A 15,388-nucleotide genomic window follows, 5' to 3' on the forward strand; every position below is an offset into this window, starting at 1 on the left:
CGGCCGGCGGCGGGGATCGGTTTTTTGCCCGCAGCGTCCCTGCATGCGTTCGTTATGACCACCCCCGGCGGCCACGGGTCAGCATGAGCGGCGTCCGGTCGGCCCTCGGCCGGCGTCGCCGCCTGCTCGGGGCGCTTGCCGCGTCGGCGGTCGTCCCCGCCGGCGAGGCCCGGGCGCACGGGACCGCCACGGCGGGCGACGCTCCGGCGGTGGCGCTCCCCGTGGTCGTCGCCGTCGCTGCGCTTGCGGGGATCGGCGGCGGGCTGGCGGCCGTCGCGGCGAACGCGTCGATCCGGCGCGACGCGCTGGCCGTAGTCGACGGTGCCGTCGGCGCGCTGCTGGTCGTTCTGGGCGTCGCGTACGCCGCGTCCGTCGCGACCGCCGCCCCGGCGCTCGCCGCCGCCGGGGTCGCTGTGGGCCTCGTCGCCGCGTGGGGCGCGCACGGACACGACCGCGTGACCCGCGACCACGCGGCCGCGGCGGCCGTGGTGACCCACCGTACGGTCGAGGGGGCCGCGCTCGCCGCGGTGTACCTCGCCGGGTCGACGGTGGGCGTCGCCGGCGCGGTGTTACTCGCCGCACACGCGACCGTCGAGACCGTCGCTATCGGCGCGATGTACGCCTCGACCGACCGTCGCCGTGGCGTGACCGCCGTGCTCGCGGTACAGGCCGGCTTCCTCGGCGGCGCCGCGGCCGGCTACGCGCTCTCCGTCGCGGTGCCGGCGACGCCGCGGGTCGTCGTGGTCGCGGCGGGAGCCGGCGCGCTGCTCGCGGTCGGTGCCGGCGAGATCACCCACGCCCGCGGCGGGCGGTCGGCCCCGACCGGGTCGCCCTGACGCGCGCGGCGGTTCCCCGGATCCGGAGTTACAAGCCCGCTCGGCCGTACCTTCCGGTATGGGACCGGACCCCGACCCCGCCGGACTCCCCGACGGCCTCGACGCGGGGGGCTGGACCGAGCGCGACCGGACCGTCGAGTCACCGGTCGACCTGCCGACCGCGTCGGTTCGCGGCCACACCGCGGTGTACGAGGACGCCGCCCTGCGGGAGTCGGTCCGCGACGCGACCGCGGGGACGCTCGACCGGACGTGGCGGTTCTTCTTCGCCTCCCGCGTCGTCGTCTCGCCGCTGCCGCCCGGCGTCGGGACGGCAGCGCTGTTCCCGACCGTCGCCGCCGCGGCCCGGGAGTCGTTCGCCGACGACCTGCGGGACCGCGGCTTCGCGGACCTGAACCGCCGCCGAGTCGGCCGCGTCCGCGTCGGCACCGGCGACCGCGCGACGCTGACCCGGTACGACGGCGTCCTGCCGGTGGAACGGGGCGGCGACCGCCGCGACCTGCCCGTCGAAGCCCTGCTCGCGGTCTGGAGCCGCGACCGGAGCTTCCGGGTCGCCGGCGGCGGGTATCCGACCGACGGGTTCGCGTCGGTGCTCGACGGCGACGAGCGCGCGGCCGTCGACGCGCGTTCGGGCACCGAGTACCGCGAGGCGCTGCTCGACCTGGTGCGGGGCGTCGAATAGAGACGGCAGAAGGGGAGTCGCGTTACCGATTCAGCGCGTGGATCGCGTGCCCCAGCGCGTTCGCGCAGGCTTCCATCACGCCCTCGGCGAGCGTGGGGTGGGTGTGGACCGTCGACGCCACGTCCTCCAGCGTCGCGCCCATCTCGATGGCGAGGCCGAACTCGGCGATCAGCTCCGACGCCTCGGGGCCGACGACCTGCGCGCCGAGGATGAAGCCGCTGTCCTCGTCGGCGACGACGCGGACGAACCCCTCGTCCTCGCCGGTGGTCAGCGCCCGGCCGCTGGCGCGGAACGGGAACTGGCCGACGACGGGGGTGAAGCCGGCGTCCTCGGCCTCGGCCTCGGTGAGCCCGACGGTGCCGACCTCGGGGTCGGTAAAGACCGCGGCGGGGACCGCCTGATAGTCGAGCGCGGCGGGTTCGCCGGCGATCACCTCGGCGGCCACCTCGCCCTCCTTGCTACCCTTGTGGGCGAGCATCGGCTCGCCGGCCACGTCGCCGACCGCGAAGATGTGGTCCTGCTCGGTGCGGGCGCGGTCGTCCGTCTCGATGAAGCCGTCGTCGTTCGGCTCGATGCCCGCCGCTTCGAGGTTGAGCGTGTCGGTCACCGGCTGGCGGCCGACCGCGACGAGCACCTTGTCGGCGTCGAAGGTCTCGGCCGCGCCGCCGTCCGCTTCCGCAGCGGCCTCCTCGTCGACAGTCTCCGTCGACACGCGGATCCCGTCGTCGACTTCCTCCCAGCCGCTCGCGGTCCGGCCGAAGTGGAAGTCGATGCCGAGTGACTCGGCGCGGTCGCGGACGATCCGCTTGACGTCGTCCTCGTAGCCCGGCAGCACGTCGTCCAGCATCTCGACGACGGTCACGTCGGTGCCGAGCTTGGCGAACACCGTCGACAGCTCCATCCCGATGTAGCCCGCGCCGACGACGACCATGCTGTCCGGCAGCGAGTCCAGCGCGAGCGCGTCCCGCGAGGAGAGCACCGGCTCGTCCTCGTAGGAGAACCCGGGGATCTCGATGGGCCGGGAGCCGGTCGCGATGATCGCGTGCTCGAACTCGACGGTCTCGCTGCCCTGCCCCTCGCCGCCGTGGGCGACGCGGACGCTGTTCTCGTCGGCGAACTCCGCCCGCCCCTCGATGAGGTTGACGCCGTTCGCCTTGTTCAGCTTCTCGACGCCGCTCGTGAGCTGGTCGACCACGCCGTCCTTCCACTCGACCATCTTCGCCAGGTCGACCGCGGGGTCGGCGTGGACGCCCATCTCCTCGGCGTTGCCCGCCTCGTGGGCCACGTCCGCCGCCGTGATCATGGCCTTCGACGGGATGCAGCCGTGGTTCAGGCAGCTCCCGCCGTAGGCGTCTTTCTCGACGAGCGTCACGTCGAGGTCCAACTGACCGGCGCGGATGGCGGCCACGTAGCCGCCCGGTCCCGCGCCGATCACCAGTACGTCAGTTCCTGTTGCGATGTCTCCGACGACCATTACTCTAGTAGCAGTAGCTCCGGCTGTTTCAGGTATTCTTTCACGCGGTTCGTAAAGCGTGCGGCGTCAGCGCCGTCGACGATGCGGTGGTCGGCCGACAGCGACAGCGGCAGCGTGTGGCGCGCGACCACCTCGCCGTCCTCGACGACCGGGCGCTGCTCGATGGTGCCGAGCGCGAGGATCGCCACCTCGGGGTAGTTGATGATCGGCGTCGCGTACTCCCCGCCGATCCCGCCGATGTTCGTGATGGTGAACGTGCCGCCCTGCATCTCGTCGATGCTGATGGAGCGGTCCCGCGCCTTCTGGACCTTCTCGTTCATCTCGGAGGCGATCTGGAGCAGCCCCTTGCGGTCCACGTCGTCGACCACGGGCACCATCAGGCCGGCGTCGGTCGCCGTCGCCACGCCGACGTTGTAGTACTGCTTCTTGACGATCTCCTCGTTCTCCTCGTCGAGGCTGGCGTTGACCATCGGGAACTCCTTCAGCGCCGCCGTGACGGCCTTCATCACCAGCGGCATGTACGTCAGCCGGATCCCGCGGTCCTCGGCCTCGACCTTGAGGCGCTCGCGGGTCTCCACGAGGTTCGTCACGTCGACCGTGTCGTGGTGGGTGATGTGGGGTGCGGTGTACTTCGACTGCTCCATCTGGTCGCCGATGGACTTGCGGACGCCGCGGTACGGCTCGCGGACCTCGCGCTCGGCCGGCTCCTCGCGCCGGGCCAGCGCCTCGGTGTCGGCGCGCTGGGCCTCCTGCTGGGCCTGTGCGTACTCGCGCACCGCCTCGGGCGTGACGAAGGGCTCGCCGTCGCGCTCCTCGGTCGCGGGGACGGCGTTCAGGTCGACGCCCTCCTCCTCGGCGAGTTTGCGCGTCGCGGGCGCGGCCAGCGTGCGGTCGCGGTCGGCCGACTCGACCGATGCTGCGGTGCCGCCCGTCGCCCCGCCGGTTTGGGCGCTGTCGGCGGACACCGCGCCGGCGTCGGCCTCGGCGGTTGCGCCGTCGTCCGCGCCGCCCGTCGTCGTCTCGGCGGTCGCCGGCTCCGGTTCGGCCTCGTCGTCCTCGGCCGCGGCGCGCACGTCCTGTTCGGTCACGCGGCCGCTCGGGCCGCTGCCCTCGACGGCGGCGATGTCGACGCCGAGTTCGCGGGCCAGCCGTCGTGCGCTCGGCGCGGCGAACACGCGGCCCTCCGGCGTCTCGACCTCCTCGTCGGCGTCGACGGCCGTCTCGCTGCCCGCGTCGCCCGCCGGTTCGGATGCGGCGTCGTCGCCCGCCGGCTCGGCGGTCTCCTCGGCTGGTTCGTCGGCCTCGCCCTCCACGTCGAACGTGATGATCACCGTCCCGACGGGGACCATCTCGCCCTCCTCGGCGTTGATGTCGCGGACGGTGCCGTCGACCGGCGACGGCACCTCGACGATGGCCTTGTCGGTCTCGACCTCCGCGACCGGCTGGTCCTCCTCGACCGCGTCGCCCTCGTCGACGAGCCACTGGACGATCTCGCCCTCGCTGACGCCCTCGCCGACGTCGGGCAGCTTGAATTCGCGTACCATTGTTCAGAACTCCACGGCGTCGCGGATGCCCGTCTTGATCCGCGCCGGTTCGGGGAGATAGTAGTCCTCCAGCGCGTACAGCGGGAAAGGCGTATCGAAGCCGGTGATCCGTTCGACGGGAGCCTCCTGATACAGCATTGCCTCCTCCTGAATGATGCTCGTGATCTCCGCGCCGAGCCCGCCCGTCTTCGGAGCCTCGTGGACGACCGCCGCGCGGCCGGTCCGCTTGAACGACTCGACGATGGTGTCCTGGTCCAGCGGCGAGACGGTGCGGAGGTCGACGACTTCCACGTCGATCTCACCCTCGAGGTCCTCGGCCGCCTCCATCGTCGGCCGGGTCATCGCGCCCCAGGTGAACACCGAGATGTCGCTTCCCTCGCGGCGGACCGCGGCCTCGCCGATCGGCACCTCGTAGGACTCCTCGGGCACCTCGCCGCGGAACGCCCGGTAGATGAGCTTCGGTTCGAGGAAGACGACGGGGTCGGGGTCCCGGATCGCGCTGGTCAGCAGCCCCTTCGTGTCGTACGGCGTCGACGGGATGACGACCTTCAGGCCGGGCTGGTGGACGAAGAAGGCCTCCGTCGACTCCGAGTGGTGTTCCGGCGCGCGGATGCCGCCGCCGTACGGCGCGCGGATCGTCATCGGGCAGGTGAACCGGCCGCGGCTCCGCGTCCGGATGCGCGCCGCGTGGGAGACGATCTGGTCGAAGCCGGGGTAAATGAAGCCGAGGAACTGGATCTCCGGCACCGGCCGCAGGCCGTACGCGGCCATGCCGATCGCGGTGCCGATGATCCCGGACTCGGCCAGCGGCGTGTCGATCACGCGCCGGTCGCCGAACTCGTCGTACAGCCCCTCGGTGGCGCGGAACACGCCGCCGTTTTTCCCGACGTCCTCGCCCATCACGAGCACGTCGTCGTCCCGGTGCATCTCCGTCTCCAGTCCGTCTCTGACCGCCTGTACGAGCGTGAGGTCTTGGGTCTGTGATTCTGCTGCCATAGTCAGTCCTCCAGTAGCGCGTCGTCGCCGTGCGTCTCGCGGATCCGTTCGAACCACTCCAGCTGTTCCTGCAGTCGCTTGGGCATGTCTGCGTACACGTGCGCGAAGATCTCCTCGGGGTCCGGCCGGTCGACCGACTCCGCGGCGTCGATGGCGTCGGCCACGTCCTCCTCGATCCCGGCCTCGATGGCGTCGATGCGCTCGTCGTCGAGCCGGCCGGTCGACTTCAGGAACGTCTCCATGCGCGGGATCGGGTCCTTCTGCTTCCAGCGCTCGACCTCCTCCTCCTCGCGGTAGACGGAGGGATCGTCGGCGGTGGTGTGTGCGCCAAAGCGGTACTGCACCGCCTCGATGAGCGTGGGCCGGAGCTGGCCCTGCCCGGGGTCTTTCGTCTTCTCGACGGCCTCGCGTGTCACCTTGTACACCGCGAGGGGGTCCATCCCGTCGACCTGCACGCCCTCGAAGCCGTAGGCCGTCGCCTTCTGGGCGAGCGTCTCGCTGGCTGTCTGGCGCTCCCGGGGGACCGAGATGGCCCACTGGTTGTTGTTACAGAAAAACACCGTCGGCGTGTCGAACACGCCGGCGAAGTTCAGCCCCTCGTGGAAGTCGCCCTCGCTGGTCGCGCCGTCGCCGAAGTAACAGAGGAACGCCTTCTCCTCGCCTTTCAGCTTCGACGCCCACGACGCGCCCGTCGCGTGGGGGATCTGCGTGGCGATGGGCACCGCCGAGGTGAACACGTTCAGCTCCTCGGGGATCTCCATCCCCTCCTCGCTGCCCATCCAGTACAGCAGCGTCTGTTTCAGGGAGAGCCCCCGTGCGAGCGCCGCGCCGTGTTCGCGGTAGCTCGGGAACAGCCAGTCGTTCTCGTCTAACGCGTGAGCGCTGCCGATCTGTGCGCCCTCCTGCCCCGACAGCGGCGGGTACGTCCCCATCCGCCCCTGTCGCTGGAGGCTGACGGCCCGCTGGTCGAACCGGCGGGCCAGCCGCATCTCGCGGTACATCTCCACCAGCTCCTCGTCGGAGAGGTCGGGTACCTCCGCCTCGTCGAGTACCCGACCGGTGTCGTCCAGCACCTGTACGCGGTCCTGGGGATCGTGCTGTAACGTACTCACGGTCGGACCCTCCGTTCCATACCTGCACGGACGATCGCTCGGGTTATATGATTTTCGTAAATAATTTACTATCAACCCCATTCTTGCCAGCGGTTCGCATGGACGTGCGGGGAGCGCGGGCGAAAGTCGACGAAGATTCAAAACTCCCCCGAGAAGTTAGAAACCTTTTCCGCGAATCCGCCAGTCGCCGTGTTCGGTGACCGATCGGTCAGGAGCCGCGGCGACGCCGGCCCGTCCTGTACTGTCGCAACGCTGCCGGGGCCACGACGGCCGTCAGGCCGACGCCCGCGCCTCTTCGCGGGCCTGCTCGACGGATTTCCCCTCCCGCAGGACGGCGTCGACGAACAGTTCGCCGGCCTTGTACGAGGAGCGAACCATCGGCCCGGAGGCACAGTAGAGGAAGTCGAGTTCGTCCTCGGCGACGCGCCGCCACGTGTCGTACTTGTCCGGGTGGACGTACTTCCGGACGGGCAGGTGGTCCCGCGAGGGCCGGAGATACTGGCCGAGCGTCACCACGTCCACGTCGGCCGCCCGGAGGTCCGCGAGGGTGCGGTACACCTCGTGGTCGTACTCCCCGTGGCCGAGCATGATGGAGGTCTTCGTGTACGCGTCGGACTCGCGGGCCGCCTGTTCGAGCACGCGGAGGCTCTGTTCGTAGCCCGCTCGCGGGTCCCGCACCCGCCCCTGCAGGCGCTGGACCGTCTCGACGTTATGGGCGATCACGTCCGGGTCGGCGTCGATTATCTCCCGCACTAACCGTTCCTCGCCCTGGAAGTCGGGGATCAGCACCTCGACGAGGATCCCGGGGTCGCGACGCTTGATCTCCCGGATCGTCTCCGCGAAGTGGCCCGCGCCCTGCCCGTCCAGGTCGTCGCGGTCGACCGACGTGAGAACGACGTAGTCCAGCCCGATTTCAGCGACCGCGCTGGCGACGTTTTCGGGTTCGTCGGGGTCCAGCGGCTGGCCGCCGCCGGTGTCCACGTCGCAGAACCCGCAGTTCCGGGTACAGGAGTCGCCCATCAGCATGAACGTCGCCGTCCCGCCGCCGTCGCCGTCGGCGGCGTCGTCAGCCTCCCCGTTCGGCGACCCGCTGGTTCGCCCGCTCCAGCACTCCCCGAGGTTCGGGCAGTTGGCCTCCTCGCAGACCGTGGTCAGGTCGTGGTCCCGCAGCGTCTCCTTGATCCCGGTGAACTCCTCCCCCGCCGGCGGCTGGACCGCCAGCCAGTCGGGCTTTCGCGGGCGGCTCATGGTCGATCCTGACGGACCATCCGGTGAAAAGCGGTGGGGTTTGGCGACCGTTGCGCTCGCCGTCGAACCGGCGGCTATTTTTCCCCACCAATATCTAAAACTATTTGTAACATTAGATAACGATAGCAAAAACGATGTGGAACGCGGACGACGACCTCACCGAGGGGCCGATAGGCCGGACGCTGGTCGTGCTCGCCCTCCCGCTCGTCGCGCAGAACCTTGTGCAGGTCGTCCAGCAGGTCGTCGACACCTTCTGGGTCGGCCGCCTCGGCGAGGACGCCGTCGCCGCGGTGGGGCTGAACTACCCCGTGACGGCGATGCTGACCTCGGTGGCGGTCATGGCCCCGTTCGTCGGGACGCAGGTGATCGTCTCCCAGCGCGTCGGCGCGGAGGAGTACACCGGCGCACGACGGATCGCCGTTCACGGGCTCTCCTTCGGCGTCGCGCTCGCGGTCGTCGTCACGGGCGTCGCCGTGGTCGGAGCCGACCGGGTCGTCTCCTTGCTCGGTGCCGACCCGACGGTCGCGCCGCTCGCCGCGACGTATCTGGCGACGTGGGCGCTCGGCGTGCCCGCGATGGCGGCCAGCGACGTGCTGGAGGGCGGCTTCGTCGGGTGGGGTGACTCCCGGGCGGCGCTGTACGTCAACGCCACCGCCGTCCTCGTCAACGTCGCTCTGGACCCGATACTGATCTTCGGGTGGGGGCCGGTCGACGGGATGGGGATTCGCGGCGCGGCGCTGGCGACGGTGGCCGGCTACGGCGTCGGCTTCCTGCTCGCGCTGGCGATGGCGCTCGGCCTCCGGGACTCGTTTATACTCTCCCGCGACGCGGTGGCGTTCGACCTCGGGGAGTACCGCGAACTGGTCACCGTCGGCGCGCCCGCGGCGGGACGGCGGATCGCACAGGACGGCGTCCGGATCGTCGTCGTCGGCATCGTCGCGACTGTCGGCGGCGCGGCCGGCCTCGCCGCCTACACCGTCGGCGCGCGGGTCGCGAGCGTCGCCTTCATCCCGGCGAGCGGGCTGAGTCAGGCTGCCCAGAGCGTGATCGGCCAGAACATCGGGGCCGAACTCCCCGAGCGCGCGCGCCGGACGACGTGGGTCGGCGTGGCCATCGCCGCCGGCGCGCTGTCGCTCGTCGGCGCGCTCCAGTGGCTCGTCCCCGCCGGCCTGACCCGGCTGTTCGTCCCCGACGTGTCGCCGGCGGCGCTCGACCTGACCGTCGACTACCTCCGGATCCTCGCGTACGGGTACTGGGCGATCGGCGCGACGTACGTCCTTCGGGCGGGGTTCAACGGCGCGCGGCGGACCCGGACCAGCATGGTCGCCTCGCTGTGCCAGTACTGGGGCGTGCGCCTGCCGCTGGCGGTGGGCGGCGTCGTCCTCCTCGACGCGGGCGTCCACGCCGTGTTCTGGGCGGTGACGCTGTCGAACGTCGCCGTCGCCGTCGGCCTCGGCGCGTACTACTACTACAGCACGTCCTCGGGGATGCTCGACCGCGCCGTCTCGCAGGCCGTCGCCGACGACTGACGGCGGGGGACAGTCCGGTCCGCGCGACGTGCCGCGACGGAAACGCCTTTGCCCCCCGAACGCTCCCACCCACACGAGATGGAGGTCGCCGAGGTCGTCCCCGAGTTCGCCGACGCGTTCTCGTTCGACGAGTTCAACCGGATGCAGCGCGAGGCCCTGCCGGCGATCGTCGAGGGCGACGACAACGTCGTCGCCAGCGCGCCGACCGCCAGCGGCAAGACCGCGCTCGCCGAACTCGCGATCTGCAAGACGCTCGCCGAGGGTGGCACCGCGCTGTTTATCGCCCCGATGCGCGCGCTCACCAACGAGAAGGAGAGCGAGTGGGAACGCTTCGAGGACCTGGGCTACTCCGTGTACGTCGTCACCGGCGAGCGCGACCTGAACCCGCGGCGCGCCCGCCACGCCGACATCCTCGTGATGACGCCGGAGAAGGCCGATTCGGCGACCCGGAAACACGACACGCGCCGGTACGACTTCGTGACGGACGTGGACTGCTGTGTCATCGACGAGGTCCACCTGCTCGACTCGGACCGCCGCGGGAGCGTGCTGGAGGTGACGGTGTCGCGGCTCCGCCGGCTCTGTGACCCCCGGATCGTCGCGCTGTCGGCGACGATGCCGAACGCAGGGGACGTCGCCGCGTGGCTCGACGCCCCGCCCGAGTCGACGTTCGAGTTCGGCGAGGAGTACCGCCCGGTCGACCTCAACGCCGACGTGAAGACGTACACCCACGGCGAGAACTCCTTCGCCGACAAGTACCGGCGGCTCTACCGCACGCTGGACCTCGCCGAACCGCACGTCCGCGACGGCGGGCAGGCCCTGGTGTTCGTCTCCTCCCGGCAGGACACCGTGCAGGCGGCCAAGAAGACCCGGGACGAGATCGCCGAGCGCGACGTGCCCGTCGGCGCGCGCGGCGACTACGACTTCCACACCGAGACGAAGCGACTGGAGAACGAGACGCTCCGCAAGTCCGTGCTGGACGGCGTCGCCTTCCACCACGCCGGCCTCTCGAAGAACGACAAGGACCTCGTCGAGGAGTGGTTCAAGGAGGACAGGATCCAGTTCCTCTTCTCCACCTCGACGCTGGCGTGGGGCGTGAACCTCCCTGCCCGCTGCGTCGTCATCCGGGACACGAAGCTCCACGACCCGCTGGAGGGCGAGGTCGACATGAGTCCCCTGGACGTGCTCCAGATGCTCGGCCGCGCCGGGCGACCGGGGTACGACGACGTGGGCTACGGCTGGGTCGTCTGCGACCGCTCGGAGGCCGACAAGTACCGCCGCCTGCTACGGGAGGGCAAGGAGATCGAGTCCCGCCTCGCCGAGGACCTGGACGCCCACCTGAACGCCGAGATAGCGATGGGCACCATCGAGGACCTGGACGACGTGATGTCGTGGCTCGAAACCACGTTCTACTACGTCCGCGCCCAGAGCCAGCCGGCCGAGTACGACTTCTCGAACCTCCGGGACCGCGTCCGCGGCGAACTTGAGCGGCTGGTCGACCGCGGCTTCGTCGAGACGGACGCCGACCTCGGCGTCGCCGCGACGGGGCTGGGCGTGCTCGCGTCGAAGTTCTACCTCCGGCTGGCGACCGCCGAGCGGTTCCACGACCTCGCCACCGGCGACGACGTGACGACCGAGGGGATCCTCCGGACCGTCGCCGGCGCGACGGAGTTCGACAGCGTCAGCGCGCGCCAGTCCGAGCGCGACGCGGTGTCCGCGGTGCTCACGGGACAGGACGCGGGCGACCTCGAACCCGGACCGCGGAAGGTGCTCGCCATCCTCCGCTCGTCGATGACCGGCTCGACGCCCTCCGAACTGCGCAGCGACGCGTGGGTGATCCGGCAGAACGCCGTGCGCCTGCTGTCGGCGCTCCGGTCGTTCCTCGAACGCTTCGCCGACCCCCACGCCGCCGCCCTCGCCCGCCGCGTCGAGGCCCGCGTCGAGCACGGCGTGAGCGAGCGGGCGGTCGGGCTGACGGCCATCGACGGCGTCGGCTCGGGGAGGGCGAGCAAGCTCGCGTCGGAGGGGATCGAGACGCCCGCCGACGCCGTGGACGCCGGGGCCGACGGGCTCGCGGCCGCCGGCCTCTCCGACGGCGTCGCCGAGCGCGTGCTGAAGGCCGCCCGTGGCCTGCCGAGGGTCGTCGTCGAGTGGGGCGATTTCCCCGAGACGGTCGCCCGCGGCGAGAACGACCTGTGCGAGGTGACCGTCCGCAACGTCGGCGGCGCGGCGCAGGCGGGCGTCCGCGTCACGGTCAACGGCGTCGAGATGACCGCGACCGAGGGGTATCTGAACGACAGCATGACGGTCCCGGTCGGCGTGTTCGGCGGCGACGCCGACGAGATGTCGTTCACGGTCAGCGTGGCGTTTCCGGAGCTGCCGCTGCTGCCGGTCGAGGAGCGTCGGACGGTTCGCGTCGGGTAACCCCGTGTTGAAACCGCTCCGGTTCGGCACGGATTTTATTCCGCCACGGGATCAAGGGTAACCCAGTCATGGCGATCGATCGCCGGTCCCTGTGGGCACTCCTCCTCACGACAACTATCGCCGGTGGCGTCGGCTTCTGGGCCCTTTCGTTTTACTCCGACCCGTACACGAAAACGGTGGTCGGGATCCTTCTCGCCGTGATTCTCGCCCGTCTCGTCTTTCCGACGTTTCGCGACTACCGGTTCGACGACGCGGCCGTTGGCCGTGGTGTGCGAACGTTCCCGGTCGCGCTGCTGGTCGCCCTCATCGTGACCCAGTCGTTCGTGCCGGCGGACGCTATCGCCGCCGCGAAGGCGCTCCTCGCGGCGGTTGCGGTCGCCGCTGGTACGAGCTATCTGGTCGCAGCGTACGACGTTCGTGCGGCACTCGCCCGGCGGATCTAACGACGCCGCCCGCCGCCGAGCTCAGGCCGTCCGCGTCAGCAGTTCCTCGCGCAGTTCCGCCGCCCCGTCCGCGACCGCGTCCGCCTCCGAGAGGTCCATCTCGGCGTTGGTTTCGGTGCGGTAGCCCACGGCGACCATCCCGGCGCGCTTCGCGGAGCGGACGCCGTTTTTCGAGTCCTCGACCGCGACGCAGTCCTCGGGGGCGACGCCGACCCGCTCGGCGGCGTGTTCGAACACGTCCGGTTCGGGCTTGCTGTCGCCGTCGACGTGGTCCGCGCTCACGAGGTCGTCGAACAGGTCGTCCAGTTCGAAGCGGTCGACCACCAGGTCGATCCACTCGGGCGGCGACGAGGAGACGACGGCGACGCGCAGGCCGCGCTCGCGGAGCCGTTCGACGAGGTCGCGAAAGCCCGGCATGAGGCTGACCTGCTCGGTGTAGATCGCTTCGGCGGCGGACTCGTAGCGGTCGAGCCACGCCTCGCGGGCGATCGCCACGTCGTAGTTCGCGTCGAGGTAGTCGTAGATCTCGCGGTAGTTCATCCCGGTGATCTCCTGCTCCGTCACCCCGCCGTCGGGGACCGCGGCGGGGAGGATCTCCTCGGTCTCGAGTTCGACCCAGTAGTCCTCGGAGTCGACGATCACGCCGTCCATGTCGAAGCAGACGGCACGCATCAGCGGCCACCTCGGGCGGTCCCGGTGTCGGTCACGTCGTCACCGGTCCCGGTCGGTCCGTCGCGGCCGGCGTCGGTCGGTTCGTCGCCACGCAGCCAGCGTTCGGTCGATCCGTACACGCCCGGGACCACGACGGGCAGCGACTAAAGCCGTCGGATCGGTGTGAACCAACGGGCGATTTATGCCCTTTCAGTTTACAGATCCATGACAGATGGGTCGCGGGGGCGACCCCGTGGCTGCCATCCGGAGGCCACATGACCGACGACAGCCAGGGAACGGCGTCGGACGGTGACGGGAGCGTCACCGACCGGTCCGGCCCCGACAGGGAGCAGGTGACGCTCACCGTCCGCTCGGGGCTGCTGGAGACCTGGGAGCGCCAGGCCGAGATGGCAAAGCTCGACCTCGACGAGTTCGTCGAACGGATGGTCGAGGCGGGCCGGATGAGCGTCAACGTCCAGCCCGACACCGACAGCTCCCCCGCGATGACCGAGGAACACGTCACCGACGAGATCCGCAGCCAGCTCCGGCGCGAGGAGTACCGGTCGTGGGACGACCTCGTCGAGGCGATCACCGGGGAGCTGGAGCGCCACGTCGAGGACGCGCTCGCGGAGATGCAGGCGGACGGCGAGGTCCGCTACAGCGGACTCCACGGCGGTTACCAGCTCGTCGAGGAGGACGAGCGATGAAGCTACGCACCAAGTCGGCGCTGCTCTTGCTTGCGATCGTCGTCGTGCTCGGGGCGGTCAACGTCGGCGCACTGCTGTTCTACCAGAACCAGCTCGTCCAGCAGGAGCGGGCGAACGTCGAGGGGGCAGCCGGCGACGCCGCCGGCTCCATCGACGAGCAGATAGAGAGCCGCAAGGACGAGGTCCAGCTGTTCGCCGCGAAGCATCCGAATCCCGCCCGGCTCAACGAGTCCGACGCGTTCCTCGAACGCACGTTCGACACCAGCCGGTTCTGGGCGGCCCACGTCGTTGACGCCGACGGTACCGTGGTGTCGGTGTTCGGGCCGTACACCGAGGAGAACCGGTCGGCGCTGCTCGGGTCGAACGTCTCGGACGAGCGGTACATCAGGATCGCCCAGCGGACGGGCGCGCCGGCGGCCTCACAGCCCGAATCGGTGCCGACGCGGAACGCGCCGTCGATATCCTTCGCCGCCCCGGTCCGCAACGACGAGATGGAGATCGTCGGCGTCGTGGTCGCCCGGCTGGTCGTCAACGACCGGACGCTGTTCGGCATGTTGCCGGCGCTGCAGAACCAGGGCCAGCAGGCGGTCGAAGTCTCCGACGGCGAGGGGCACACTCTCGTGTCGCCGCTGTACGAGTTCGACCGGACGGTCGGCGCGTCCGCGACCGTCGAGGACCTCGGATGGACGGTGACGGTGACGCGCAACCAGGGGCCGCTCAACCGCACGCTCCGGGAACTCGCGCTCATCCAGGGACTCGGCCTGCTCGTCATCGTCGGCTCCGTCGTCGGCTTCGGTGCCTGGCAGTACCGCGCGAACCTCCGGCAGACGGAGCGGCTGCTGGACGGGTTCGACCGCATCCGCGACGGCGAGTACAGCTACCGGCTCGACATGGCGTCGGCCGAGGAGTGGGAACAGATAAGCGACGGGTTCAACCACCTCGCGCGGGGGCTGGCGGCCCGGGAGGCGGAACTCCGCGAGCGCGAGCAGCGCCTCGGCGTGCTCAACCGCGTGTTGCGTCACAACCTCCGCAACGAGATGACGGTCATCCTCAACTACGCGGAGCTGCTCCGGGAGACCGCCGACGACGGGCGCACGGAGCAGGCCGCCGCCACGATCGTCGAGACGGGCCGGGACCTGACCGACCTGAGCGAGAAGGCCAGACAGATCGAGGAGGCGCTCGACGACGAGGCGCTCGGACTCGAGGACCAGGAGGTGGTCGGGATCGTCGAAGGGATCGTCGCGGACCTCCGCGAGGAGTACCCCGACGCCGAAATCAATCTGTCGGCCCCCGAAACGCAGCAGGTCGCCGCCGTCGAGTCGCTGTGGATCGCGGTCCGGAACGTCTGTGAGAACGCGCTCGAACACACCGACGCCGACGAGCCACGCGTCGACGTGACGGTCGAGACCGAGGAGCGCGACGGCGAGACCCGCGTCCGCGTCACCGTCGCCGACAACGGCCCGGGGATCCCCGACCAGGAGAAGAACGTCCTCGTCGAGGGGGAGGAGACCTCGCTCCAGCACGGCAGCGGCCTCGGCCTGTGGCTGGTCTACTGGGTCGTCGACAAGTCCCGCGGCACCCTCGTCTTCGACGAGAACGACCCCCGCGGCTCGGTCGTCACGCTCGACCTCCCCGCGAGCAAACCCGACGACTACTCCCCGTCGGCTCCGACAGTCACGGCCGACGACGGCGCGACGGTCGTCGGCGACGACTGACCGGCGGTTCACGCCGGCCCTGTCCCCTGACCG

General features: G+C 70.5%; 13 protein-coding genes. 7 read left to right on the forward strand and 6 right to left on the reverse strand.

Features of this window, described 5'->3' with window-relative positions; translation table 11 throughout:
• The first annotated feature begins 83 nt into the window (after positions 1-83).
• Both D8896_RS05930 and D8896_RS05935 read left to right on the forward strand, forming a co-directional pair.
• Positions 84-836 carry a hypothetical protein gene (locus D8896_RS05930; RefSeq protein ID WP_121821161.1) on the forward strand — a complete coding sequence of 251 codons (753 nt, stop codon included), beginning with the start codon at positions 84-86 and terminating at the stop codon, positions 834-836.
• 58 nt (positions 837-894) lie between these two features.
• Positions 895-1,515, forward strand: a complete 621-nt coding sequence (locus D8896_RS05935) for a hypothetical protein (RefSeq protein ID WP_121821162.1) — start codon at positions 895-897, stop codon at positions 1,513-1,515.
• A gap of 22 nt (positions 1,516-1,537) precedes the next feature.
• On the opposite strand, the gene lpdA is transcribed toward D8896_RS05935, so the two are convergent.
• From lpdA to lipA, 5 genes are all read right to left on the reverse strand, one after another.
• Entirely contained in the window at positions 1,538-2,989 is a 1,452-nt protein-coding gene (gene lpdA, locus D8896_RS05940; RefSeq protein ID WP_121821163.1) for a dihydrolipoyl dehydrogenase, read from the reverse strand.
• Positions 2,989-4,533: a 2-oxo acid dehydrogenase subunit E2 gene (locus D8896_RS05945; protein ID WP_121821164.1), complete on the reverse strand. Its 1,545-nt coding sequence runs from the start codon at positions 4,531-4,533 to the stop codon at positions 2,989-2,991. The genes lpdA and D8896_RS05945 overlap by 1 nt, the downstream gene beginning before the upstream one ends.
• Positions 4,534-4,536: 3 nt before the next feature.
• Complete coding sequence (locus D8896_RS05950) at positions 4,537-5,529, reverse strand: alpha-ketoacid dehydrogenase subunit beta (protein WP_121821165.1); 993 nt, start codon at positions 5,527-5,529, stop codon at positions 4,537-4,539.
• 2 nt (positions 5,530-5,531) lie between these two features.
• Positions 5,532-6,641: a pyruvate dehydrogenase (acetyl-transferring) E1 component subunit alpha gene (pdhA, locus tag D8896_RS05955; RefSeq protein WP_121821166.1), complete on the reverse strand. Its 1,110-nt coding sequence runs from the start codon at positions 6,639-6,641 to the stop codon at positions 5,532-5,534.
• 273 nt (positions 6,642-6,914) lie between these two features.
• Positions 6,915-7,889 (reverse strand): lipoyl synthase, encoded by a 975-nt coding sequence (gene lipA / locus D8896_RS05960; RefSeq protein WP_121821167.1) that lies wholly within the window; start codon positions 7,887-7,889, stop codon positions 6,915-6,917.
• Between the two features lie 134 nt (positions 7,890-8,023).
• On the opposite strand from lipA, the gene D8896_RS05965 reads away from it, so the two are divergent.
• The 3 genes from D8896_RS05965 (at position 8,024) to D8896_RS05975 (ending at position 12,282) form a co-directional block, all read left to right on the forward strand.
• Positions 8,024-9,418: an MATE family efflux transporter gene (locus D8896_RS05965; RefSeq protein WP_121821168.1), complete on the forward strand. Its 1,395-nt coding sequence runs from the start codon at positions 8,024-8,026 to the stop codon at positions 9,416-9,418.
• A gap of 78 nt (positions 9,419-9,496) precedes the next feature.
• Positions 9,497-11,839, forward strand: coding sequence for a DEAD/DEAH box helicase (locus tag D8896_RS05970; protein WP_121821169.1), 2,343 nt, complete (start codon positions 9,497-9,499; stop codon positions 11,837-11,839).
• Positions 11,840-11,907: 68 nt separating this feature from the next.
• The gene (locus D8896_RS05975) at positions 11,908-12,282 is read left to right on the forward strand and encodes a hypothetical protein (RefSeq protein WP_121821170.1); all 375 of its coding nucleotides are present in this window, start codon (positions 11,908-11,910) and stop codon (positions 12,280-12,282) included.
• A gap of 21 nt (positions 12,283-12,303) precedes the next feature.
• Here the strand turns inward: D8896_RS05975 and D8896_RS05980 are convergent, their stop codons facing one another.
• Positions 12,304-12,954, reverse strand: coding sequence for an HAD family hydrolase (locus D8896_RS05980; protein WP_121821171.1), 651 nt, complete (start codon positions 12,952-12,954; stop codon positions 12,304-12,306).
• 254 nt (positions 12,955-13,208) lie between these two features.
• Here D8896_RS05980 and D8896_RS05985 point away from each other — a divergent pair, with 254 nt between their 5' ends.
• Both D8896_RS05985 and D8896_RS05990 read left to right on the forward strand, forming a co-directional pair.
• Entirely contained in the window at positions 13,209-13,640 is a 432-nt protein-coding gene (locus D8896_RS05985) for a DUF5805 domain-containing protein (RefSeq protein ID WP_121821172.1), read from the forward strand.
• The gene (locus D8896_RS05990; protein ID WP_121821173.1) at positions 13,637-15,355 is read left to right on the forward strand and encodes a sensor histidine kinase; all 1,719 of its coding nucleotides are present in this window, start codon (positions 13,637-13,639) and stop codon (positions 15,353-15,355) included. Before D8896_RS05985 ends, D8896_RS05990 begins: the two co-directional genes overlap by 4 nt.
• The last annotated feature ends 33 nt before the right edge of the window (positions 15,356-15,388 follow it).

The sequence above is a fragment of the Halostella salina genome (assembly GCF_003675855.1).
In the GTDB taxonomy this organism is placed as follows: domain Archaea; phylum Halobacteriota; class Halobacteria; order Halobacteriales; family Natronoarchaeaceae; genus Halostella; species Halostella salina.